Annotated in this window: 15 protein-coding genes and 2 pseudogenes; 1 reads left to right on the top strand and 16 read right to left on the bottom strand. The window is 49.1% G+C overall.

All coding sequences use genetic code 11. The features are described 5' to 3' along the window. Positions 1-10: 10 nt before the first annotated feature. The 8 genes and pseudogenes from ACTWJ7_RS00460 to ytxJ all read right to left on the bottom strand — a co-directional run bounded on the left by ACTWJ7_RS00460 (position 11) and on the right by ytxJ (position 10,532). On the bottom strand, positions 11-2,350 hold the full coding sequence (locus tag ACTWJ7_RS00460; protein ID WP_301881013.1) for a histidine kinase: 2,340 nt from the start codon (positions 2,348-2,350) through the stop codon (positions 11-13). A 213-nt stretch (positions 2,351-2,563) separates the two neighbouring features. Further along, positions 2,564-3,124, bottom strand: a complete 561-nt coding sequence (gene kdpC / locus ACTWJ7_RS00465) for a potassium-transporting ATPase subunit KdpC (RefSeq protein ID WP_301881014.1) — start codon at positions 3,122-3,124, stop codon at positions 2,564-2,566. 37 nt (positions 3,125-3,161) lie between these two features. Beyond that, positions 3,162-5,251, bottom strand: a pseudogene (kdpB, locus tag ACTWJ7_RS00470) (potassium-transporting ATPase subunit KdpB). 121 nt (positions 5,252-5,372) lie between these two features. After that, a complete protein-coding gene (kdpA, locus tag ACTWJ7_RS00475) occupies positions 5,373-7,052 on the bottom strand; it encodes a potassium-transporting ATPase subunit KdpA (RefSeq protein ID WP_301881015.1) in 1,680 nt (559 codons plus the stop codon). A 64-nt stretch (positions 7,053-7,116) separates the two neighbouring features. After that, positions 7,117-7,194, bottom strand: coding sequence for a potassium-transporting ATPase subunit F (locus ACTWJ7_RS00480; protein WP_082350862.1), 78 nt, complete (start codon positions 7,192-7,194; stop codon positions 7,117-7,119). A 626-nt stretch (positions 7,195-7,820) separates the two neighbouring features. Next, positions 7,821-9,017, bottom strand: coding sequence for a spr1629 family repressor/antitoxin (locus tag ACTWJ7_RS00485; protein WP_301881016.1), 1,197 nt, complete (start codon positions 9,015-9,017; stop codon positions 7,821-7,823). Positions 9,018-9,051: 34 nt separating this feature from the next. After that, positions 9,052-9,810: a spr1630 family ClpXP-sensitive toxin gene (locus ACTWJ7_RS00490; protein WP_301881017.1), complete on the bottom strand. Its 759-nt coding sequence runs from the start codon at positions 9,808-9,810 to the stop codon at positions 9,052-9,054. A gap of 182 nt (positions 9,811-9,992) precedes the next feature. After that, positions 9,993-10,532, bottom strand: coding sequence for a bacillithiol system redox-active protein YtxJ (gene ytxJ, locus ACTWJ7_RS00495; RefSeq protein WP_301881018.1), 540 nt, complete (start codon positions 10,530-10,532; stop codon positions 9,993-9,995). Positions 10,533-10,906: 374 nt separating this feature from the next. On the opposite strand from ytxJ, the gene ACTWJ7_RS00500 reads away from it, so the two are divergent. Next, the gene (locus tag ACTWJ7_RS00500) at positions 10,907-11,779 is read left to right on the top strand and encodes a hypothetical protein (RefSeq protein ID WP_301881019.1); all 873 of its coding nucleotides are present in this window, start codon (positions 10,907-10,909) and stop codon (positions 11,777-11,779) included. A gap of 116 nt (positions 11,780-11,895) precedes the next feature. On the opposite strand, the gene ACTWJ7_RS00505 is transcribed toward ACTWJ7_RS00500, so the two are convergent. The 8 genes and pseudogenes from ACTWJ7_RS00505 to ACTWJ7_RS00540 all read right to left on the bottom strand — a co-directional run bounded on the left by ACTWJ7_RS00505 (position 11,896) and on the right by ACTWJ7_RS00540 (position 22,483). Next, positions 11,896-12,327, bottom strand: a complete 432-nt coding sequence (locus ACTWJ7_RS00505) for a VOC family protein (protein WP_301881020.1) — start codon at positions 12,325-12,327, stop codon at positions 11,896-11,898. 199 nt (positions 12,328-12,526) lie between these two features. Continuing rightward, entirely contained in the window at positions 12,527-12,754 is a 228-nt protein-coding gene (locus tag ACTWJ7_RS00510) for a hypothetical protein (RefSeq protein ID WP_024629454.1), read from the bottom strand. 162 nt (positions 12,755-12,916) lie between these two features. Further along, positions 12,917-13,789, bottom strand: a complete 873-nt coding sequence (locus ACTWJ7_RS00515; RefSeq protein ID WP_301881021.1) for a sugar phosphate isomerase/epimerase family protein — start codon at positions 13,787-13,789, stop codon at positions 12,917-12,919. 12 nt (positions 13,790-13,801) lie between these two features. Next, positions 13,802-14,677 (bottom strand): sugar phosphate isomerase/epimerase family protein, encoded by an 876-nt coding sequence (locus ACTWJ7_RS00520; RefSeq protein WP_301881022.1) that lies wholly within the window; start codon positions 14,675-14,677, stop codon positions 13,802-13,804. Between the two features lie 129 nt (positions 14,678-14,806). Next, entirely contained in the window at positions 14,807-17,911 is a 3,105-nt protein-coding gene (locus ACTWJ7_RS00525) for an alpha-mannosidase (RefSeq protein WP_301881023.1), read from the bottom strand. Then, positions 17,908-20,217 (bottom strand): annotated as a pseudogene (locus ACTWJ7_RS00530) (glycoside hydrolase family 3 N-terminal domain-containing protein). The gene ACTWJ7_RS00525 and the pseudogene ACTWJ7_RS00530 overlap by 4 nt, the downstream one beginning before the upstream one ends. Before the next feature lie 44 nt (positions 20,218-20,261). Beyond that, entirely contained in the window at positions 20,262-22,037 is a 1,776-nt protein-coding gene (locus tag ACTWJ7_RS00535) for a helix-turn-helix domain-containing protein (protein WP_443145052.1), read from the bottom strand. After that, complete coding sequence (locus tag ACTWJ7_RS00540; RefSeq protein WP_443145053.1) at positions 21,941-22,483, bottom strand: hypothetical protein; 543 nt, start codon at positions 22,481-22,483, stop codon at positions 21,941-21,943. Before ACTWJ7_RS00540 ends, ACTWJ7_RS00535 begins: the two co-directional genes overlap by 97 nt. Between the last annotated feature and the right edge of the window lie 20 nt (positions 22,484-22,503).

The raw sequence follows: 22,503 nt of genomic DNA on the forward strand, positions 1-22,503 counted from the left end.
ACAGTACAATTCACATCCCGCTCTGATCATAATCGTAATCTGCAACAATCAATACATCTATATGCCTCGATAGCCGTACCAGCCTGCTGACAACCGATCCTTTTCCACGGTAGCCATTCAGCCACCAGACACGTTTTGCCTGACCCACTACAAGCTGCGTTGCTTTTTCTTCAGAAGCTCTACCTGCCAAAATACCAGGCACATCTCTCAGTCTCAGACAGTGATGAATGTAAAATTCCCCGCCCAATCGGACCGTGAGCTGTTCCAGCTCCTCCAATTGACACCTTGCCTCGTCACTCATAACCTTGCCTACATAAACATGATGCACATGCCAGACCGCCTTCAGTCGATAGGCGGTACGAAATCCACGCCGGATCAGCCGATCGGCATGTTCATCACAGCTTACGCAGACAAAGACTGCTTCCTGTCTGCGCCAGGGACCGCGCAGCGCGCTTTTGGGCTCCTGAGATTCCAAACGTTCATCCACATCATCCGCCAGTTCGCGCAGGGCAAGTTCCCGCAAGGCAATCAGATTGCCAATGCGAAAGAAATGCTCCAGTGCTTGATTCACCTTGGCTGCTGCATAGATTTTACCCTCCCGCATGCGCTGCCGCAAGGCCTGCGGGGCTACATCAATGAGCTGAACCTCATCCGCCATTTGCAAAATCTGATCCGGCACCGTCTCTCGGACCCGAATCCCCGTAATATGTTCCACTGCATCGTTCAAACTTTCCAGATGCTGCACATTAACTGTGGTGATGACGGAAATACCTGCCTCCAACAGAAGAAGCACATCTTCGTACCGTTTTTGCCGCATGCTTCCTGGAATATTTGTATGTGCAAGTTCATCCACCAACACCACTTCGGGACACAGACGGAGAATCGCCTCGGTATCCATCTCCTCCAATTGGACCTCCTGATATATCCGCTGCTCCCGTGGAATTACGGACAATTGACCAATCTGCTCCACCGTCTCCGCCCGATTATGCGTCTCCAACAGACCAATCTGCACGTCGATGCCTTTACGAAGCAGATCATTGCCTTCCCGGAGCATCATATAGGTTTTCCCTACGCCTGGGGCAGCACCGATATATACTTTGAACTTACCACGCCGAATCTGGCCGATCTGTTCTTTCATTTCCTGCTCGCTTAACCTGCGATAGGTCGGTGTCTCCATTTCGGGCAAACGGGCAGGGAGCACACGCTCTCCCTCCTGCTGTGCTCGATCCGCCAACAGGAAAAGATCGACGCCCCGCATCCTGCGCAGCAGGGAGTTAACGAATGATCCTTGCCACAGCTCCTGCCAGCGGGTGTGTCGTGAATGTCCCATTACGATTCGGGTAATCTGATGCTGGACCGCATATTGTGCCAGCGTTGATGGCATTTTCCGGCGATGTACGACAGTTAATTCCTCGAATCGACCACCAAACTTCTCTACCAGTTTGATCATGCTGCGACGGAAAACAATAGCCTCCTTGGTTAACGGCTGCTTCATATTGCGGAAGGTCACGGCTTGCAAATCCCCGTTCAGCCTCTTCGCAATCTGTTGTCCGCGCCGAATGTAGATCGACCCATTCCAGTGATATTGGGTGGATACCAGAATACGTTCCATGATGCCTGTCGTCACGGTAATGCCCATCTCTTCCCGGTGCTCTCGCAGCGATTCGTTAACCCCTTCCGCGACAAGCCGGAGAGCCAGCTCACGTAAAACACCCAGATTCCCCTGTCGAAACACCGCTTCTCCTTCATGTCCCCTAAGATGTCCCTCAGCGAGTCGGCTCAATACCGTTTCCGGCGTCACGTCGATCAGCTTCACCTCATCGGCCAGTTCAAGGGTATCCGCAGGCACGGTATGTTCCACGGCGATACCCGTAAGCTGACGTGCAAGCTCCGTATATCCCTCCAGCTCATATACGTTCACCGTTGTAATGACGCTGATGTTATGCCGCAGCAAATACTGTATATCCTCCAGCCGTGTTGCGTGACGTGCTCCTTTCCGGTTTCGATGGGCCAATCCGTCAACGAGCACCACTTCCGGATTACGCGCGAGCAGGGCGTCCAGATTCAGGTCCTTCATCTCCATGCCGTCTTTCCCACGAGACCAGTGAATGCTTGGAATCCGTTCCAACTCACCCAGCTGCTCCACCGTCTCCGGTCTGCGCATGGTCGACACGGCGCAGATGACGACATCAATACCCTGCTGGCGCAATGTGTTTCCTTCCCTCAGCATATGATATGTTTTGCCTGAGCCACTTACTGGACCAATGTAAATTTTCAAGGTGCCCTGCTGCAGCTTCGTAATCATCTTCAAAATGTCTTCCGGAGACTTGCGCTTGAAGCTGTCCTCCATCCCGCCCACTCCCCCTATCCATAACTGTTACACAACATGGAGAAAGCCCCTTCCGAAACTCGGAAGAAGGCCAGATATGGTTTTTCATACAACATACATCGCAGACTATATCTTATATGTGATTAACACATTTCCAAGCAAATGGAGCCCGAACAACGTATCCTTTCTGCAGACGGACCGTAAAATATGATCTCTTTCAAACACCCCGCTCCCTTACTTCAGCTCTGCCTTCAATACCAGATTCAGTGCGGTCACATTCACACGTGGCTCACCGAAGATGCCCAGCTGTCGCCCTTGTGTATGTTCCTCCACGATCTGGGCAAGCTGCTGCTCGCTAAGGCCTGTTGCCTGACTAATACGAGGAATCTGTGCTTTTGCCGCTTCAGGTGACAGATCCGGGTCCAGACCCGAACCCGAACTCGTCACGAGATCCGCAGGAATGTGCTGCAAGCCCGGGTTCTCCTGTTGGACCAGAGCCACCTTTTCCTTCATCTCAAGGATATACGCCTCAGACGCCACGGCGCGATTGGAACCTGCTGAAGCTGTTCCATCATAACTGGCGTTCGAGGCCCGGGGCTGGAACAGCCCCGGCGATTTTACTTCCTGCGCCAGCAGCGACGAACCGATTGTTTTTCCGTCCGCTGTGATCAGACTGCCGTTGGCATGATTAGGGAAAAGCAGTTGAGCCACTCCGGTCGTGACCAGCGGATAGACAATTCCGCAGATTAGCATAAGCACGACAGACAACCGGATGGCAGGCAGTACCTGTTTCATATGAATCACATCCTGATTTCATTATTAGTTGTACCATTTACACCAGATGAAGTCCCGACAGCACCAGATCGATCAGCTTGATTCCGATGAACGGCACGATCACGCCGCCTACGCCATAGATGAATACATTCCGTCCAAGCAGCCGCTCCGCGGACATGGCTCGATATTTCACACCCCGCATAGCGATAGGAATGAGCAGCGGGATAATGATGGCGTTGAAGATCAATGCAGACAGAATTGCGGACTGTGGTGAAGCGAGATTCATAATATTCAATGCCTGGAGCTGCGGCATAGCCAAAATAAACATGGCCGGAATGATGGCGAAATACTTGGCAATATCATTCGATATCGAAAAAGTCGTCAGCGCGCCGCGGGTAATAAGCAGCTGCTTGCCAATGGAGACGACCGACAGCAGCTTGGTCGGGTCGGAATCCAGATCAATCATGTTGGCCGCTTCCTTGGCTGCCATGGTGCCTGAATTCATCGCCAGGCCTACATCGGCCTGTGCCAGAGCAGGAGCATCATTGGTCCCGTCGCCCGTCATGGCGACGAGCTTTCCTTCCTGCTGCTCTTTTTTGATCGCAGTAATCTTGTCTTCCGGTTTCGCTTCGGCAATAAAATCATCCACGCCCGCTTCCAGCGCAATGGTCGCCGCCGTCAGTGGGTTATCGCCCGTACACATAATCGTCTTGATACCCATAGCTCGCATCTCGGCGAATTTCTCCTTCAGACCTGGCTTCACCGTATCTTTCAGATAGATTACACCATAAATCTGGTCGTCCATTGCAACAGCAAGCGGTGTACCCCCAGCCTTCGCAATTCGGTTGGCTATATCATCCAAATCCCCAGGTATCCGTCCTCCACGGGAGGAAATATGGCGTTTGATCGCATCCACCGCACCTTTGCGAATCTGCTTCCCACCGCTTAGATTCAGACCCGACATACGGGTCTCTGCGGTGAAGCTCACATGCTCTGCATCTGCATATTCCGTCTCCGCCCAGTTCTCGCCCTGCTTGCCAGCTAACTCAACGACCGAGCGCCCCTCTGGTGTCTCATCCACTACGGAAGCTTGCAGCGCAGCCCGGGTCATCTCCTGTGCTGACACCCCCTGAACAGGGACAAACTCAGCAGCCATGCGGTTTCCGTACGTGATCGTTCCGGTTTTGTCCAGGATCAGCGTATCAATATCGCCTGCCGCTTCCACCGCTTTCCCCGACATGGCGAGTACGTTGAACTGTGTTACGCGGTCCATGCCTGCGATCCCAATGGCGGATAACAGCCCGCCGATCGTTGTTGGAATCAGACAGACGAGCAACGCGATTAGTGTCGCCAGATCAAGCCGGATGCCCAGGTAGCTTGCCATCGGAACCATCGTTAATATGACAATCAGAAAAATTAGGGTCAACACGGCAAGCAGTGTAGTCAGCGCAATTTCATTCGGTGTTTTCTGACGCTGTGCACCTTCAACAAGTGAGATCATCCGGTCGAGGAACGACTCCCCCGGATCGGTCTGTACACGCATGACAATATAGTCGGAAGTGACTCGTGTACCTCCCGTAACGGAGGAGAAGTCACCACCTGCCTCCTTGATCACGGGGCAGATTCCCCGGTAATGGCGGACTCGTCGATGGAGGCCAGCCCTTCAATGATCTCACCGTCCGTGGGAATCAGCTCTCCCGCTTCTACACGGACGAGATCTCCTTTTTTCAACTGGGTCGAAGACACTTGCTTGAGGGTTCCGTCTTTCTGTACCAGATTCGCCGTTGTGTCCGACTTCGTCTTGCGCAGTGTGTCTGCCTGAGCTTTGCCCCGCCCCTCTGCCAGTGCTTCAGCAAAGTTGGCAAACAGCAACGTGAATAACAGGATGAGAAACACTGCGATGTTGTACCCTCGCCCTGCCTCGGATGCAACAAACAGGTCCGGATTAATACACAACAACAACGTGATGAGTGTGCCTACTTCAACGATAAACATCACCGGATTTTTGATCATGACGACCGGGTTCAGCTTTTTGAAAGCATCCAGGGATGCCTGAAGCAGAATCTCACGACTTAAAGTTTTAGTTCTTTTGGGAGTACCTTGATCTGTACCTGTACCTCGCGTTCCCTTACCATGAGGGCTAATCATGCCCATGCCTGTTCCTTCCACCGACTGCTCCTTCTTTCGTTCTATAGCATTCATTGCGTTAATCCACCTCCACACTCTACGTCCTCACTCATATCCCCATAACGGATTGCCGTACTCTCCATCAACGGATCATCGCCAAATGCTCTGCAATCGGTCCAAGTGCCAGTGATGGGAAGAACGTCAACGCACCGACCACCACAATCATCATCACCAGAATGCCTGCAAAAAGAGGCGTATGTGTGCGTAGTGTACCCGTTGTTACGGGAACCACTCGTTTGGTGGCCAGTGATCCGGCAATAGCAAGCATCGCGATCATGGAAATGTATCTTCCGAGCAGCATCACCACACCAATGGCGATGTTGTAAAAGTCTGTGTTGGCATTCAGTCCGGCAAACGCCGATCCATTATTGGCAGCCCCGGATGCAAAAGCATAAAGCACCTCGGTCAGGCCATGCATGCCTGAGTTCGAAATCGAAGCTACAGCTTCCGGGCGCATGAGCGCCAACGCAGTTGGACCGAGAATAATCAAAGGGTGAATGAGCAGCGCAATGGACGCGAGTTTCACTTCTTTGCCCTCGATTTTTTTGCCCAGAAATTCAGGGGTTCGCCCAACCATCAGCCCACAGATAAATACAGCCAGAATGACATAGAGCAATCCGTTGAGCAAACCTACTCCTTTGCCGCCGAATACGTTGTTGAGCATCATTTCAGCCAATGCCACCATCCCGCCGAGTGGAGTAAGCGACTCATGCATATTGTTCACCGACCCTGTTGTAGCTGCTGTTGTGACTGCCGTGAAGAGCGCCGATTCGGATATTCCGAACCTGACCTCTTTACCTTCCATATTGCCTTGAATGCCCATCGCATCCAGCGCAGGCACACCGCGATATTCCGAAACAAATACCGTAGTCAGCATGATGAGGAAAAGAAAACTCATGGCCGCAAACAGAGCCCAGCCCTGCTTCCGGTTGTTCACCATGATGCCGAAGGCATACACCAGCGAGGTTGGCAGCAGCATCATGCAGACGATATGCACCAAGTTCGACAACGCTGTTGGATTCTCAAATGGATGCGCTGCATTCGTTCCGAACCAGCCTCCACCATTGGTACCTAGGTGCTTGATCGACTCCAGCGAAGCGACCAGCCCGCGGCTAATCGTTTGCTGCGCCCCCTCCAGCGTGGTTGCGTTCACCGCTCCCGCCAGTGTCTGCGGCACACCCTGGAATACCAGGAACAGCGCTACAATGAAGCTCAGCGGTAAAAAGATTCTCGTGATTGACCGTACCATGTCGACGTAAAAGTTACCCAGTCCATCCCGGCGGCCGACCAGCCCGCGAATGAATGCAATTGCCACCGCGAAGCCGGTCGCCGCCGAGGTGAACATCGGAAACGTCACTGCCAGCATCTGTGACAGATACGACAGGGAGTTCTCGCCGGTGTACGACTGCCAGTTCGTGTTGGTCATGAACGAAACAGCCGTGTTGAATGCCTGCGCCGCAGGCATATTGGCGATGCCATCCGGGTTGAGTGGCAAATATTGTTGCAGCCGCAGCACCAGAAACATCAACAACAGCATGACGAAGTTGGAGAGGAGCACGGCCGACAGGTACTTTTTCCAACCCATCGACTCGTTCTCCTTCACCCCCATCAATCGATACAACAGTCGCTCAGGTCCGCCAAATATCCGATCCAGCCCTGTTCGCTTGCCGTCAAACACCTTCACCAGATAACTCCCCACTGGCTTCACCAGCAGTATGATGATTAGCAGCGTTACCGCTACTTGTAATAAACCACTACTCATATCCGCATTTCCTCCCTAAAAATCGACGATCCGAGTGCTTCTGGATTCGTGCATAAGGCGACCATCAGAATTTCTCCGGCCTCACCAGCACGTAACCGAGATAGATCACCAGCGCGAGCACAATCATCCCGATGACGATCATATGGCTCCTCCCCTTTCTTGCCCTAAGCTTTCTCACAAAACTTTACAAATCCCCAGAACACCACAAACAACAGCACAACCAGCCCGATTATCGTGGCATCATTCACCATGTGTTCTCCTCCCTCTCTCTACCGTTCTTGCAACCTTCTACATATGAAATCGTAATACGAAACGCTGTAAAAAGGGGGTAAAGAAATACCCGCCAGGGTGTAAAAAAGCGTAAAAAAGACCCGCTCACCTCAGCTATTAGCTGAAGGGAACAGGTCTTTGTGCATTTTTATACTAAGCAATCATTACCTATTACGGTCTGTCTTCAAATTAAATCAAGCTCTACCATGATGGAGGTCAGCTTCTAAAAAGTCTTAAAGTTCAAGCATGCTGATGCTGGCGAATGAGTAGACGATTTTCTAAGGAACACAGGACGTCTTATTTTGCCTTCGAGCCCTCTTTTTATAAAGTAAGGAACATCAGACACGTTATTTCCCAAAGTCCCCTGACAAAAACGCTTCAAATGGCTGTTCATTCTGATACAGCGTGTCTCAGGTTCCTTAGATTTCTGCAAGCGCTTCAAACCCTTGAATAAGACGTCTCAGATTTGTTAGCGCTCGCTCCTTGCTCTGCTCCATTTCAAGAACTACGTGTGGGCATTTCCCTAACATTTTGAGTGCTAGTTTCTCGCTTATTGGTCATGTATTTGTTAAAAAAGTCAGTACTAATTCCCGTCATGTGATGAAAGAAGGAAGTCTCCACTTTCCAATCCTCCTCAATCATATAACGAATATCCAAAAGGCCTTTCTTTGAGAGAAGATCAACAATGGTTTTGATCCTCATGGGTTTTTGAAGAGGAATAGAGGAATCGAAAGGCTCTTTCTCCAAATAGCCTCTACGATGCATTGCTGCATAGAAATTCCGATGGTCCTTCGTTCCCATAATTCCTAAATGGGCTGCTCTGTACCCTAAAACTTGTAGTGAGGTTTTCCATTTTTTTTTGAGTTCCAGGTAATTATCTGGATTAGTAATATGAGCAATTTCTTTTACATCCCTTAAAAACTCGTTTTCTGGTAATAAGAATGCCGTAGCAAATATATTTGCTTCATTCTCAATCATTTTGTGCTCTTTCCGGTCCAGATTAACAAATTCAAGACGATAATGCAGCAATAGATGACCCAACTCATGTGCAATATCAAAATTTCTGCGTACCGCCGAACGCTTCATATTACCCAGTATGATAAACGGGCGATTACTTTCCGTCCAAAGGCTGTATGCATCAATGGCCTCACCAATGGCCTTTTCAAATACAAAAACACCGCTCTTTTCGATCAGAAACATTAGGTTTTCATTCGTGAAAGGCTCCAAACCAAGCTTTTGGCGTGCCATTTGGGCAGCATGTTGGATCTGAGTGACTCGATCATCCTCAAAATGATTCAAATATTCAATAACCTCATCCCGCAGCTTAATAATATTAAGCGTCGGAAGGCTAATTTGTGCCGTAATGTAATTTACAAACGTATCTAGATATTCCACATGTTTTGCCTCTGTCTGCGTCTTGGATATAACATTCAACACTTTCGAACGATAGGCGATGTTCATGACATTAATGTTGGCAGGTGTCATGTGCTGGGCTAGCATATCTTTCGTGTAAAAATATTTACTTTTCACACTGAAAATGCGTTTCAACTCATTCACGATTTGCACTTTAGGAGATGTATAAGCGTTCTCGTATTGCCAAACTGCTTGTTCTGTCACACCTAACTTTTCGGAGAGCTGTTTTCTAGAATATCCATGCATGATTCGTAAATTGGTCAAATTTTCACCAATGAACATGCTGCTCCCTCCTTATTGTACTAACATTGCATAATCAACCCTGCTTATCCGCCTCCAAGATTTCGATATCATATGCGGCAGGGTCAACGATATCTTCCATATCTGGCGCAAGAACCTCGCGGTCATCATCATTCAAATCTGCACCAGAGATCAAATCAGATAAATCTTCTATAAAATAAGCTATATTATCTTCCGGATTGGGCAAATAATGCTGAACTTCAGATATTTGATATGCGTCATCAATGGCATAAGTAAGAATATGGAACTCATTATAAGTGGATGCAAAATTCTCAAGCTCCTCTTTTACACGACTTACTTGGCTTTCTGAAATAGGAAATGATAGTTGTTCAACTCTCTCCCCTTTTTCTTGTGCAGAAAATAAGCGCGGATCTGGGGAGAACTCCAAATCTTTATTGATTTTGGAGAGATCGTGGAGATACGTTCGAAACGGGCCTTTATTTCCCCCGCCAGTTGGTATTTTAGCTCGTGAGAAGCAATTCTCATTAAAATAGGCAGCATTCTTAATCATAAAAAGAATCTTCGAATCTTCATGCGTAAACTGAAGGTAGTCCCAAGTTAAACCCGCTTTGGATTTCTTGTGAGCAAAACCTTGTTGACCGCAATAGTCTGCTATTTTACTTTCAATAAAATTGCCCTTGGTCCAGGCAAAAGCTGAACTGATCTTCATATTTTCTCTTCGATCTTTACGGTGATCAATATAATCGCGATATCCATCCACAATAGCATTTACAATCATTTTACTATGTTCCGAATTAAATTTATATTGTTCCATAAGAATCACTCCGATTCCGATTATATGAAGGCAGTTTATATTTTAATCGAAATCAGATGGTATGGATATGATTTTTTTTGTTTTTTTTAAAGTTTCACCATATTCTCATAAAAAATACTCCCATTCATATCCATGACGAATTTATTCGTCCAGGCTATCAAAAGGAGTAATGTCTTCGCCCTTCATCCAAACGGATTCTGGGCCCATTGCAGCAATTTTTTTCGGGTAATTTTCCCGTGTGATGTATGTTGGATCACCCGGCCGCTGTCCAGCAGCAGAACTTGAGGCGATTCATGGTGAACCTCGGTATCTTCAGCGATGCGGCGGGAAAGCGTGCGGCTTTCAATAACTTTGACGATCCGGTATTCCATTTTTTGTGCAGGATTGGATGCATTCGAACCCACAAACGCCATAAACTCCCTGTATGCTCTTGCACTGATTGGACAGGTTGTACTGTGTTTCAGCAGCAGCACCGGATGATCCTGCGACCGCACAAGCAATTCTTCCCATTCCTCTTGCTTATGCAACTCCTTGACATGTTCACTCAGCATATCATCCAGCCCCGAGCCAGCACGTTTACTAACGACAGATCCAACCACGACGCCCAATGCCACACCAAAGGCAATACCCAGGCCAACCTGATTTGCAGCCACACCAATACTCGTTCCAATGGCGATGCCCACCCCAAGCCAAAGCGTTTGAGAATTCACTTTTTTATCCATGGAGATCATCCTCCCTAAAGAAATTCATAAAAAATATTAATTTTAATATAGAAGCAATCACTCATTTGCCTGTATAAAATGGCTATGGTAACCTAAGAATAGTCAACAAGGCGAGGTAAGATAGAACTCTCTTACTGCGCACGTCTGTTACGATGCAAAATCAATCCCACCGCAGGAGTCAACCTGTTTAACGGTGGGTTTTTGTTTATCACTTTCTTTAGAGCATTCCCACCGATTGTCTACCGAAAATTATATCATAGGCGCCCATTCAGGCGCTTTTATATTCTTCATCTAAGGGTACACTTTTGTGATACACTGATTGTAATTTGGCAACGATGAACATGAAGAAATGATTGGAAAGGCGGAAATTCGTTATGGCATATGCTTTTATGATCGAACCGCAGTATTATAACGCTTTGGAGAACGAGGACGAGCTGATTGAGAAGTGCCAGGAGTGGGGTTTGCTGTCGGAGAAAGCAACCAAGGTCAAAACGTTCTATTATAAAGGAAATGGACTGAATATGCCTTGTACCATCGTTGGCTTTGTCGATCATATGGCAGCCGTCATCCAACTGGACAATGAGCAGAAACACTGCATTCATCCGTCGTACCTGAAAGAAATGCAGGCGTCCAGCTATAATGTGAAAAGTTCAATTGGAGCGGGAACAGTCAAGCCCGGGGAACCGGTTGCTGCAACCCAACCAGATCATATCTCCAGCTCTGATACCGTTCAAGAGCCTGATGCTGCGTCTAATCTGGATGAAATTCCATCCGGTATGAATGCAATGGATTTCGAATCGGATGTGGACACGGATGACGATGATAACTCTTCTGCTCTAAAAGGCGACCCTGAGGGTCTGGTGGAAGAGTACGTTGGACCTGCAAATGCAACCAGCAGTGCAGCCAAACCTAAGGCCAAAACCGCAGGCAAAGCCAAATCAGTCAAGATTGAGCTGCCGGAGGGTAAAGTGAAAATGTCCGCCGTTGTGAAGGAATTTACGACCGTGCCGAACCACTTCTCCGACAATGATGACGAAATCATCATCTATGAAGCCGTAACAATCACGGAGCCTGAAGTCGTTGACATTGGCGAAGCCTGGTCCAGCCACAGTGCTACCATGAAGAAACAGGAGCTTGAGGTTGGTGATGTGCTTACGTTTGAAGCCAAAATCATCAAGAAAAAGCTGACCAGGAACCCTGTTCCTTATAAAATCAACAACCCCTCCAAGCTTCAGAAAGAGGTCTAGTTTTCAAGTAGCGTACGCCCATCCCCTTCTTTCAGCGTCGCAAAAAACCTCCAGACCATGTAACTCATGTCCTGGAGATTTTGTTTTTTTATATCAAAGACACGCTAACTCGCACTTTACTGATGGCTTGCTGCCACACAGCTAATTTGGAACTGAACGCCAAATTTATCAATAACCGTACCGTAGGCCGGACTCCAGAACGTTTCCTGAATCGGCATTTTCACTTTCCCGCCATCTTGCAGCTGGTTAAAGATTTCTTTGGCTTCCTCCGCGGTATCCGTATTCACTGTGACATTAACATGGTTACCCACTACATATGGCATGCCAGGAAATGTGTCGGACAGCATCAGCACAGAGCTGCCAATTTGCAAAGAAGCATGCATGATACGGTCTTTGGCTTCTGGTGGTACGGGGTGATCCGGATCGGATGGACCGTCGCCAAATGTCTGGAGAGCTAACACTTCGGCTCCAAATGCTTTTTTATAAAAATCCACTGCTTCACGTCCATTGCCATCCGTTACAAGATACACATTCAAGCTGATCGCCATGCGTTCTTCATCTCCTTGATATCATGTAATTAAACCACTAATGCCGCTTGCGACATGAGTATATACGAACAGGCTGTCCGTTGACAAGAGTACGGATAACAAGCTCATAGGTAGGATTATCCGCAAGCCTTCTTTTATCCAAAAAAAAGACCACTCTCCCGATTCCTGTCGGTCAAATGGCGTGGTCGATCCTATGAGGTTAGCGCGTTTTTACGATGCTATCTATTTCACTTTTCAACAAGAGGTATCGGTGAACACTTCTCATGATCGGGACCTTAGTTAGTTTATTCTTGTCTACATAAAGTTTCATCTGATCTTTGGTCAGACCCAACAAACTCCCTGCTTCAGATACCGTCAATACAACCTCGGGATTCGTAGCATTAAACGTTCTCTTCACTTTCTGGTTCCAGTCCTCGAATACCTGCATAGATCAGTGATCTCTCCTATCCATAGCCAGTCGTTCTCCAGGCTGAATAGATCCATTATACCATACTTGTGATGATCGTAACTGAATCCTTATGGAGAACCAATTTATGTTAGTGCAGAATTCCTTTCTTGGACCCCTTTGAAAGCCTTTTAATCAAATCCGCTAAACCTCTTCCCAGAATCGGCGCAGGTTGTTCATGGCGATTTTGGATGCTGACTTGCACTCCTCCATGCCTTCGAACTCCACCGTTATGTTGCCGTCATAGCCGGAGTCTTTGATCAGCTTCACAATTTTGCGAATGGGGATGTCCCCATGCCCAACGATGGCTCCACGCAGGAAATTACCATTGGCAGTGGTAAACCACTCCCCTTCGCCCGGATGTTCATCATAAGAACGGAAATAGAAGTCTTTGAAATGGACCAGAGAAGCGTACGGCAGATTTTTCATGACCCCGATAATCGGGTTTTCATCCACACACATGAAATTGCCAATGTCGAGTGTTGTTTTGAAGTTCGGACGATCCACGGCATGCAGCACACGCTGCACACGATCGCTCGCCTGCACGCTGAAGCCGTGATTTTCGATGGTTGTCGTAATACCAAACTGCGCAGCATAATCCGCAATGATCTGGCTTCCCTTCACCATGAGCGGGAGATTTTCCTCGAACCAGGCAATGGTCATTTTCTCCTTTGGCAACGTAAACGCCGTGACGTCATGACGCATATGCTTCACACCCATCCGGTGTACGACGTCGACATGTCTTTGGACCCGAGCCATTTCTTCCGCAAAAGCCTCTTCCGTCTCCTGCACGAAATTCGCAGGCATCGAATAGTTGGACAGCTCAATACCTGCAGAAGCAGCTCGCTCCCGGATGGCATCAGCCAGCTCATAATTATCTTCCACGGTGTAGCCATACGGAACCATCTCCATATGCTCACCACCATTTGCTGCAATCCAGTCGATCATATCCAGAACCGTCATTTCACCCGAATTCAAATCATTCAACAAGCTATACGTACTCAGGCCCACTTTCATCTGCTCAGCTCCCTACCGGTATTGTTTGATGAATTCAACTGCTTTGCGAATGTCCAGCTCCGGCTGATCGCCTACTTCACGTTCAATTGTCAGATACCCTGTGTAACCAATTTCCTGAAGGGCCGCAAAGTATCCGTCAAAATCCACACCGCCCTCTCCAAGCGGCACTTCACGGAAGAATGTCCCAGAAGAAACCATTTCGGCAATCTTCTCATGATCCATGGGCGCGTAACCTACTGCGCCATATACATCTCTCGGATCGACTTCCTTGAGACGCACCCCATCTTTCACATGGGTGTGGACAATATAATCCTTCAACAGATGGACACCGCGAGCCGGGTCATCCCCCGTAACCATAACCATATTTGCTGGGTCAAAATTCACCGATACCCCATTGGTCGACAATGTATCCAGGAATCCTTTCAAATCTGCGGCTGTTTCCGGCCCTGTCTCAATAGCAAAGTACGCACCTACACTTTTCGCATATTGACCCAGCTCTTCGCAAGCCGCATGCAGCGTGGCATACACTTCGGAGGAAGGATCATGCGGAACAATACCGATATGTGTTGTGACGATATTCGTACCCAGATCAAGAGCAAGATCCACGATGCGCTTGGACTTCTCTACTTTCCACGGATTATCTTCCTTGACCTGAAACCCATGACCACCCAAATCGCCAACCAGCGCAGAAATTTCAAGCCCAAGAGAATCGATATAACTTCTTAACTCTTTGCGAGCCGCAGGCGACAGATTTTCGGGATCCATCTCTCCCTTGACCGCATAGATCTGTACACCCTCCGCTCCAACGTCTTTCGCTTTGTTCAGCCCTTCTCTTACGCCTACGTTAAAGCTGTCCACGATGACGCCGATCTTGTTCGTTAATTTCATGTTATACCCTCCTGCTGAATTGGTATTTTATCGTCCTGATGTAAATTCATGATGAATGCTCTACTACACTTTCGCCCTATTCACGGTCCACTCCTCTTCTTGTAAAAGATTCTTATCTGGCACCTTACGTTATTCCGGTGAACCGATTTTTACGGATTGAATCTCATAAGGCTTGAACGTCAGTTCGAGCTTCCCTTCACGACAAGCCAATGGGCGGATTTCGTCCTCCAGCAGATTGACCACTGACGTTTGTATCCGTGCGTCAGACCACTGAAGCTCAACTGTCTCTCTGCCGCCGGATGATTCATAGAAACGCAGTATCGTCCCCGTGCCGTCTTCTGAAGCTTTGACAGTATCCAGAATGACGTGCTCGCTCCGAAAGTGAACCCAGGAATGCTCTGCCGTTAATGTGCCTTTATGTCTGCCTGCTGCCACAGCCTGGGCCGGATGGTTCAGCTCCATTGCACGGCGTACCACACCCGCTTCCCGCCAATCGCCTTGATGGGGCAGGAGCGAGTAGGTGAATTCATGCTCCCCCTGGTCGGCATGTTCATCCGGCCATTTCGGAGCACGGAGCAGGGACAGACGAATCGTCTGATCCTTGATGTCGTACCCGTACTTGCAATCGTTCAGCAGACTTACACCGCTATTACCTTCGGAGACGTCTGCCCAACGATGCCCACACACTTCAAACTGTGCCTGCTCCCAGCTGGTATTGTTATGGGTTGGCCGCTCCAGCGCACCAAACGGAATTTCGTAGGTTGCTTTGGCTGACACCAAATCCACCGGAAATGCGACTTTGAGCAACTTATGGTTCTCAACCCAGTTTACCTTGGTCTTGAAATCCACACGTCGCTGATGACGATACAGGATCATATCCTGGTGAATGTCCGAGTTGTTCAGCTTCCAGTGGAAACGAAGGACATCCCTTGTTGCCCCGCACTGCACGATCTGTCCGGAGATCAGCTGTACCGCCCCTGCCCGTTGAGATTCGAACCTCGGGTCAATATCCCACGCATCCCAATACGTAGGTTTGTCATGGAAAAACTGTAACTCGTTCGCTTTATCTCCCGGCTTCAGCCACTCCCGCTGGATGGACTTGTCATACCATCTTGTGATTTCTCCCACATCGTTAAATTCAAGCGTGTAGAAGTCTGTTTCCCAGACGGAAGGGAAAGATTCCTCCTGTTTCCATACAGAAAGATCGGCATCCGATGCCTGGCGCAGCCATATCGTGGTATACCCAAAGGCAGGAATGGATGGAACATAAACTGACAGGGTCAGCACATCTCCATTTTGCTCTAGGTCACCTGCCAGATGATTACCCTGATGATCAAAAGCAGCGAGACCAGTCAGACTCACGTCGCCTGTAATGGCCACCACTTCTCCGCGCTCCCAGCCCAGACTATTAAAAATAACGTAAGGCAGGCCATCCAAACTATCTGTAGCAATACGTTCCACAAGGGTACCGAGGGCGCTCTCCATCGCCGATGTTCCCAGAGAAAATACCTTCGTATACTCCTCCGCGGAGGTGACATATGCTTCGGGGATAGATGTACCCGGGATAATATCATGGAACTGATTGAGCATGATCAGCTTCCAGCCTTCATCGAGCTTATTCTTCACCTGTGCTGCTTCAGAAGATCCGGCAAACTGCTCCCAGATCTCCGCTTCACGGTACAGTACTTCGGCTTTCCGATTGCTCCGTTTATTCCGCGCATGGGTAGTAAACGTTCCCCGGTGAAGTTCCAGATACAGGTCTCCATGCCATTTCGGCAAAGGGGGATTATGGTTAGATATTTCTTCGAAAAATGCTCCCGCTGTACTGAACTTGCTGATGGGCTGCCCAACCATGAGATGGGATCGCGCTCCGAACTCCACCATTTCATTCGTGACCCCGCCCCCGCCATCACCATGACCGTAAAGCAGCATTTGCTCAGGATGTACATCCTTCTGCTTATACGATAACCAATGCTCATCCATATCTTTGGGCCGGGTATGTTCATTCACTCCATGATTCAAGTACGCAAGCACCGAGGTTCCATCAATACCCACCCAATCAAATAGATCATATGGAAAAGCATTGGTATCATTCCAATTGAGCTTGGTGGTCATAAAATAGGGAATGCCCGCCAACTTTAGCAACTGCGGCAACGAAGCACAGTACCCGAAGGTATCGGGGAGCCACTCAATGCTTGAACGCTTGCCGAACTCCTCCTGATAGAAGTTCTGCCCGTACAACATCTGTCTTACCAAGGACTCACCGCTCGGAATGTTCAGGTCCGGCTCCACCCACATGCCGCCAACCAGCTCCCAGCGACCTTCGGCAACCCGGGCTTTGACCCGCTCATACAATTCCGGGTAGTGCTCTTTCACAAACGCATACAGCTGCGGCTGGCTCTGCGAATATACAAACTCCGGGTATTCATCCATCAAGGTACACATCGTGGAAAAAGTACGGCTGGATTTACGGACTGTCTCACGTACAGGCCACAGCCAGGCAATATCGATATGTGACTGCCCAACCAGATGCATGAACCCATTCCGGTATTCTTCCGGGTCCTCCTTCTGCACAGAATGTGCCAGCGAATTTTCGAAATTCTGCACCCATGCCGCCTCCACCCAGCGATTCGGCTCGTTGTACATCTCATCCATCACCTGATGAATGTCCCGGACAAGATGGGTCCGCTTCAAGTCTTTCTCAGGCAATGCCTTCAGCGACTCCGCAAGTACAGTAATGCTGTACATCAAGCTCTGTAGCGGTTGATTCACATATACCAAAGCAGTTCGGATACCACGGATCGGCGGCTGAATCACCGCTTGTCGGTTTAGCGGGTCATGCGGTTCCGGTATAGGATCATACAGCTCAATCTCCAATAAAGGCGTAGTTCCCACACGACTCCTGGGTAAAGGTACATACCAATGATTGCGGTCCAGTCCGTGATAAGGCGCGCCATTCACCTTCAGCAGCCCCTCACCCCCAGCTTCAAAAATCAATCCAATCGCATGATCCTCCCAATTGCATGGAATCTCTATGGTTTTGCTCAGAAAATAAGTCGCTCCATGGTTGCTATGGAGCGGATTTAAGCTTTGGACAATGGCATTCTCCTGTTCATACTCGTATTCTCCTGGCCGGATATACTTAGCTTTCTGCATCTGCCACTCTGGAAGCTCCACCGTATCGAGCCATTGCTGCTGAGCCAGATCCTGAATGAATCTCTGAATTCGAATCATACCTCCACCCCCACCTTCTGAATGTGTAAACTGCAAGCAGTCCAGTCTCTGGAGCTGCTGCCCACCATCAGTCTGAATTCACCTGGTTCGACAACAGGCTGAAGACGGGAGTCGATCAGCGCCAGATGTTCTTTTTGTACAGGAAAAGTAACCGTTCGAGTCTGTCCCGGCTCCAGACGGATTTTGCGAAACCCTTTCAGTGAAATTTCAGCCCGGGTTACTGAAGCTGATACGTCCGTAATATACAGCTGCACCACCTCATCTCCAGCAACTGATCCGGTGTTCGTGATTTCCACCTGCACCTCAGCTTCATCGTCTGGCCCGATCACTTCCGGCACAACCCGTACATTCTCGTACTTAAATTCCGTATAGCTCAGCCCAAAGCCGAACGGATACTGCGGTGCAAGATCGGTCTCCAGATATCGCTTACCTCGGGTGCGTTTGGCATTGTAATAGATCGGAAGCTGCCCCACATGTTTGGGAATGGAGACGGTAAGACGACCGGATGGATTCACATCACCGAACAAAATATCTGCTATGGCGTTCCCCCTCCTGCCCCGGGTACCACGCTTCCAGGATGGCATGGGCATGCTCATCAATCCAAGGTTCAGCAATGGGTCGGCCGTTAATATATACAACAATAATCGGTTTCCCCAGCTTATGTACTTCCTGCACCAGCTCCAGTTGAACACCCATCAGGCTCAAAGAAGATCGGTCTATGCCCTCACCGCACTCCATATCGTTCCATGGATCATCCGTGACAACGGATGCCCCGTCCGCAGATCAATGGTGCCTTCGCCAAAATCACGACTACTTGACCCACCCATCACCATAACGATGATGTCAGCTTGTTCAGCAGAGGCAAGCGCTTGTGCAAAGCCCTCTCTGGAATCGCCTTTGATGCGGCATCCGGGCGCGTATAACACTTGCTCCGTATCCGTCCCAAGCTTACGGCGAATCCCGTCCAACACCGTAACAATCTGTTCTCTCGGCTGTGGCGAGGTGTAATCACCAAGCTGGTTGTAGACATGGTTTGCATTCGGTCCAATAACGGCCAGCTTCGTACCTGTATTACTGAGTGGAAGGATGTTCGCTTCATTTTTAAGTAAAATAATTCCCTCTTGCGCGACTTTCCTCGCCAGCTGAATATGGTCCTCACATCCAATCACCTGCTCTGCAAAGTCAGGATCAACGAAGGGCTGTTCGAATAAACCCAGTCTGAACTTCATCTCCAGCACTCGCCTTACTGCTGTATCCAGATCCTGTTCTTCGATTATTCCTTGCTCCAGCGCCTGCCCCAGATGCTTCCGGTACATGTATCCGGACATCTCCATGTCCACACCTGCCTTAAGCGACTGCGCAACGGCCTGCTCCCCGTTCTCCGCCGTGTTGTGTCCACTGACCAGCATCTGAATCGCACCAAAATCGGTGATGACGAATCCGTCAAATCCCCATTGCTCGCGCAGGAGATCATTTAACAGATACGAGCTCGATGTACAGGGTACACCGTCAATTTCGTTATACGCTGTCATGACAGAACATGCTCCGGCTTCAACCGCTTTCTTGAAGGGCAATAGATCCACCTCATGCAACTCACGTAATCCCATATGAACAGGGGCCGCATTGCGTCCACCCTCTGAACTTCCATAAGCTGCAAAATGTTTGAGTGTCGCCACAATTGTCCGGTTGGTATCCAGTCGTTCACCCTGCAGCCCTTTCATCGCTTCTACCGCCAATTCACCAATCAGGTATGGATCTTCGGCAAAACATTCCTCTGTCCGCCCCCATCTCGGGTCCCGCACCACATCCAGCACAGGGGAATACGTTGCCGCTCCCCCTTGACTCCGGGTCTCCACAGCAATCGCTTCGCACATCTTGCGGTACAATTCCACGTTCCAGGCACTTCCTACAGCAAGCGGCACCGGGAATACGGTCGCTCCAATCGCCATATGACCGTGAGAACACTCCTCCCCGAACAAAATGGGGATCCCCAGCCTGGAGTTCTCCAAGGCATACCGCTGAATTTCATTGGTGGCAACAGCTCCCTGCCTAGGGGTCAGGCCTGTCTCCAGCGTCACTTCCGTCCAGGGATCAGCACGAAGGGCACCATACAATGACCCAATCCCGCCCTCTGCGATGTCCTTTTCAAACTCATCCGTAACCCGAACCGTACCATCTGCATCCTTAACATAAGTCTTCCACCCCATGGGCTGAATCAGCTGTCCTATCTTCTCCTCCGTTGTCATCCGACCGAGAAGATCTTGTACCCGTTCCTGAACGGGAAGCGAAGCATCTTTATAGTTCATATGCACATTCTCCTTATGAGTTCGGCTTGGTTTGGAACATGGGCTCACATGGCTTTTCGGTAGTCGCTAGGTGCTACACCCACCACATTCTTGAACGCCCGATTGAAGGAATTATAGTTCGTGTATCCGACTTCCTCACTGATCTCCTGGATGGCCTTGTCGGTCTCCAGCATAAGCTGTTTGGCCTTCTCTATGCGGTGACTAATCAGAAGATCCACGAACTTCTCACCAATTTCGTCCTTGAACAACTTGCTTAAATATTTCGGATTGATATCAAATAAATCACTTAGATAATTCAGCGACAGCTCGGGATTGTTATAGTTCTGTTCAATATATTTGCGAATTTCAAGAATATGAGATCGGTGTTTTCTGGAACAATGAAGTGTCTGCATCTGTTCCGACAGATCCCGAAAGCCTTCCCAGCACAGCGTTCGCAAATCATCTAACGTCTCCCATCCTTCCAATCTGGGGAGGAGCGGTGTAAATACGGCTGCCCATTGCTCCTGATATTCCCGCGGAAGTTCCGCGAACTCCCGATTATAATGCTGGAACAGCAGCTGGACCGTATTCATAATCTCCTGGCGGGAGAGCACGGATTCACGGATTTGTTCGAACAAGCGGTCAAAGTGCTTCTCCCAGACATTGTCCGACAATCGCATCGCCTGCACCAGCAAGGAGATCGTCTTCAGGAACTCATATACATCATTAGTCGAGTTCGGTACCTCCCCGCATGATATGATTCGGTTGATTCCGAGCACAGCCTTGTACTCCAGGGCATGCACAGCCTCCTTCAACGAAGCTCTCAGGCCACGAACATCGACTGCCACTCTACCAATCCCGATAGTTACGGTGAAGTTCAAATACTGCCCAACCCTGTCCAGATAACCGGAGAGCAGTCTCTGCTCGGTTTCCTCACCCTTTTCCATCTCGGGCAACCAGAGTATTGCATACAGCCGCTGATCCGATATCCACTCTGCCCATACTTCGGTCCCTTCTTGCCTTGCACTCTCCTGCAGAATGCTGGATAACACAAACTTGAGAAGGGATTGATCCTGATTGTGATACTCCTCCATAAATCGGGAATACTGATCAATCTCCACCACAATTACAGCCCATCGATCCTCCAACTGCGGGAGCTTGAACCTGTTCATCTCCGCTGTAAGCTCATTGCCAGTGAAGTCTCGTGTACCCTCCAGCAGCTCCTGAAAGAAATATTTCTTCTGCAAAATCAGGTTTTCTTCATGCTCCTCCTGATATTGCTTGGTTTGATCAATCATTTGCTCCAGCGTGGTCTGGATAAAACGGAACTCGTTATCTTTTGGTTGACTCATCCCCGGCTGTTTCTGTGAAGCCACCGTCTCAATTAACGTGACGATTTGCTGGATGGGCTTGTAATTTCTCCGTGTCACATAGATCACCCACACCACACCAATCAGGACAACAGCAACGGCAAAAACAAACCAGATATTGTAAAATTTTAGAGCAAATTTGATGATCTTGCCATTATTCAGTCCGGTCTGTACCTTCCAGCCGCTGTAGCTGGATGTAAATTCGGAGAAGACTTCACCTGACGCCATTTGGGGAGATGCTGCCCTAGCGCCATCCTGCTTTCCACCATCCCACAGATTGCCGCCCGAGCGATTGAAGATATTCACGAAAGTGAACTCAGGGTCGTACATCTGCATGATAGACTTCTGCAAGGCTGGCAGATTGACGTTAACAACTACAAGACCCGTGCCGTTTCCGACACCGCGAATGAGTGTAATGACCTGTTTGCCTTCCTCGGTCGGGAATGCCTTAAAGGATCTCGCCCCACCCACTTTTGCGTCGCCGCAGCACGGCTGTCCTTAATAAATGGCGCGTCCGGGAATTCCTCAATAGGTACCGCCTTGCCGTTACTGAACACCGTATCGTCGTTGTATCTCACCAGATATATGGAATCAATCAGCGGATACTCTATTTTCAATTCATCAATAACCTGGACCGCTTGAATTCCGGCATACACATCCTCGCTTCCGGTTACCGAATAATAGTTTTTCAGATTGGGGTTGGTCAAAATATCACGCAGCACCTTGAAGTCGATGGAGCGCAGTGAATTGTCCAGATATTGCGTTACCTGTGATGCCAGAAATTCATTGGCCTTGAGTGCTTCTCTCCGGTTCTGCTCATTAAATACCTGGAAGAAGATAATAAACAGAATTGTGGTTACGATAAAAAAAACAGGCAAATACGATAGCAGCAAACGTCTAAACCAACTGTTGTTCATCTCCGAGGCCCCCCACACTG

It is taken from the genome of Paenibacillus sp. 1A_MP2, from assembly GCF_052244825.1.
In the GTDB taxonomy this organism is placed as follows: Bacteria; Bacillota; Bacilli; order Paenibacillales; family Paenibacillaceae; genus Paenibacillus; species Paenibacillus vandeheii.